3 protein-coding genes are annotated in these 2,906 nt (G+C 68.2%); 1 reads left to right on the top strand and 2 read right to left on the bottom strand.

Annotated elements, in window-relative coordinates:
• Positions 1 to 749, top strand: a 749-nt coding sequence (locus NFW30_RS18980) for a response regulator (protein WP_295372483.1), incomplete at its 5' end; no start/stop codon positions are given.
• A 99-nt stretch (positions 750 to 848) separates the two neighbouring features.
• On the opposite strand, the gene hisD is transcribed toward NFW30_RS18980, so the two are convergent.
• Positions 849 to 2,165: a histidinol dehydrogenase gene (gene hisD / locus NFW30_RS18975; RefSeq protein ID WP_295349619.1), complete on the bottom strand. Its 1,317-nt coding sequence runs from the start codon at positions 2,163 to 2,165 to the stop codon at positions 849 to 851.
• Positions 2,162 to 2,806: an ATP phosphoribosyltransferase gene (gene hisG / locus NFW30_RS18970; RefSeq protein WP_295349618.1), complete on the bottom strand. Its 645-nt coding sequence runs from the start codon at positions 2,804 to 2,806 to the stop codon at positions 2,162 to 2,164. Before hisG ends, hisD begins: the two co-directional genes overlap by 4 nt.
• Positions 2,807 to 2,906: the final 100 nt, after the last annotated feature.

Here is a 2,906-nt window from a genome sequence, read left to right as displayed (position 1 = left end):
CCCGCCGCGAAGCCGAACGCGTCGCCGCCGAGGAGGCGGCCCGCCGCGAAGCCGAGCGCCTTGCGGCCGAGGAAGCCGCCCGCCGTGAAGCCGAGCGCCTTGCGGCCGAGGAAGCCGCCCGCCGCGAAGCCGAGCGCCTCGCCGCCGAGGAGGCGGCCCGCCGCGAAGCCGAGCGCCGCGCCGCCGAGGAAGCGGCCCGCCGTGAAGCGGACCGCCGGGCAGTGGAGGAGGCGCTTCGTCAGGAGGAGGAGGAACGACTGGCGGTCGAGGCGGCCATCGAGCGTGAGACAGCGCGCCAGGCGGCCGAGGAGGCAAGGCGGCTTGAGCTGGCGGCCGCTGCTGCGACCCTGGCCGCAGCGTCGAGGACGGCCGAACAGACGGTGGTCATGGTCGCCGACGATTCGAAGGTCGTACGCATCAAGACCGGCAGGCTGTTGACCGCGCACCGCTTCCAGGTGGTCATGGCCGAGGACGGTGAGGACGCCGCACGCCAGATCGCTGCCTCGATCCCGGATGTGCTGGTCACCGACGTCGACATGCCCGGATTGACGGGCCTGCAGCTTGCCCGGCAGGTGCGCGGCAATCCACGCACCGCCGAACTGCCGATCATCATCGTCACCTCGGACAGCGAGCAGTTGCAGGACGAAGCGGCGGCTGCCGGCGTCAATGTGGTTCTCGGCAAGCCTTACCCGGAGGCCCTGTTGATCCAGCACGTGCGGCAGCTTGCCAAAGTCAGTGTCGCGTCTTGAGCACCGGCACAGCTTTGCCCAGGAAGGGCGCCGCCGCCGGGTGAGCTGTGCGCCAGCGAAGGATGTGGCGAGTGCGTCGAGCGCACTGCCTGTTCGCGGTCAGCCCTCCGCGAGACGATACTCGGCTGAGCGCGCGTGCGCCGGCAGTCCTTCGCCATAAGCCAGCGTCGCCGCGATGCGCCCGAGCGTCCTTGCCCCGGCCGGAGAAATCCGGATCAGGCTGCTGCGTTTCTGGAAATCGTAGACGCCGAGCGGCGACGAGAAGCGGGCACTGCCGGAAGTCGGCAGGACATGGTTCGGGCCGGCGCAGTAGTCGCCAAGCGATTCGGACGCATGGCGACCGATGAAGATCGCGCCGGCATGGCGGATCCGCCCCACCCACTCGTCTGCATCGGCCAGCGACAGCTCCAGATGCTCCGGCGCGACGCGATTGGCGATTTCGCAGGCCTCGTCGAGATCGCGCACGAGAATCAGCGCGCCACGATTCTCCAGCGCCGCACGGATCACTTCCCGGCGCGGCATTGTCGGCAACAGCCGGTCGATCGCCGCCGCAACGCGATCGATGAACGTGGCGTCGGGGCAGACGAGGATGGACTGCGCGAGCTCGTCGTGCTCGGCCTGCGAGAAGAGGTCCATCGCGACCCAGTCAGGGTCGGTGTGGCCATCGCAGATGACGAGGATTTCCGATGGCCCGGCGACCATGTCGATGCCGACGATGCCGAACACCCGCCGCTTCGCCGCCGCGACATAGGCATTGCCCGGGCCGACGATCTTGTCGACCTGTGGCACGGTCTCGGTACCGTAGGCGAGAGCCGCCACCGCCTGCGCACCGCCGATGGTGAACACGCGATTGACGCCGGCAAGTGCGGCTGCCGCGAGGACGAGCGGGTTGTGCTCGCCCGCCGGCGTCGGCACGACCATGATCAGTTCGCCGACCCCGGCGACATGGGCCGGGATCGCGTTCATCAGGACTGAAGATGGGTAGGATGCCTTGCCACCGGGAACGTACAGGCCGACCCGGTCGAGCGGCGTCACCTTCTGCCCGAGCATGGTACCGCGCATTCCTTCGTCGGGGTCGTCGTACTGCCAGCCCTGCAACGGCTGCCGCTCGTGGTAACGGCGTACGCGCTCGGCTGCCGTGGTCAGCGCCGCCCGCTGCTCGGGCGGCAAGCCGGCGAGCGCCCGCTGCAGTTCGTCTTGCGACAGCTCCAGTTCGTCCATCGAGGCGACGCCCAGGCCATCGAAGCGCCGCGTGTACTCGACGACTGCCGCATCGCCGCGTGCCTTGACGTCGGCCAGGATGACGGCGACACATTCGTCGACCGCCTGATCCTGCGCCGCCTCGAAGGCGAGCAGGGCGTCGAGGCGGGCGCGAAAATCGCTGTCGCGGCTGGTCAAGCGCTTGATGGCGATCATTGCGGCACCACCCGGGCGATCGCTGCGAGAATCGGCGTCAGCGCCTCGCGCTTGAGCTTCAACGCCGCCTGGTTGACGATCAGCCGCGAGGAGATGTCCATGATGTGCTCGCAGGCGACCAGGTTGTTCGCTTTCAACGTGCTGCCGGTGGACACCAGGTCGACGATGGCGTCCGCAAGGCCGGCGAGTGGCGCGAGTTCCATCGATCCGTAGAGCTTGATCAGGTCGACGTGCACCCCCTTGGCGGCAAAATGCTCACGCGCGATGTTCAGGTACTTGCTCGCCACCTTCAGGCGCGCGCCCTGGCGGACCGCGCTCTGGTAGTCGAAACCCGCCGGTACGGCGACCATCATCCGGCAGCGGGCGATGCCGAGGTCGATCGGCTGATACAGGCCGTCACTGCCGTGTTCGAGCAGGACGTCCTTGCCTGCCACGCCGAGGTCCGCGGCACCGTACTGGACGTAGGTCGGAGTGTCGGTCGCACGAACGATCAGCACGCGGACATGCTCCCGGTTGGTCGGAAGAATCAGGCGGCGCGACGTTTCCGGGTTTTCGAGCGGCTCGATTCCGGCCGCAGCCAGGAGCGGCAGCGTCTCGTCAAAGATGCGGCCCTTCGAGAGGGCGATGGTGATGCCGTCCACTGCATTCTTCCTGCCGACAAAGCACGCATTCTAGCGCAACGGCTGCCAGCTGTTACGTCTTCCTCTCCCAGAGGGCTGAGGCGCTCGCTCATCCCGCGAA

Source organism: Accumulibacter sp. (genome assembly GCF_023806635.1).
In the GTDB taxonomy this organism is placed as follows: domain Bacteria; phylum Pseudomonadota; class Gammaproteobacteria; order Burkholderiales; family Rhodocyclaceae; genus Accumulibacter.
The sequence above is the reverse complement of the archived record's forward strand: the minus strand, read 5'-3'. Positions and strand labels throughout refer to the sequence as shown.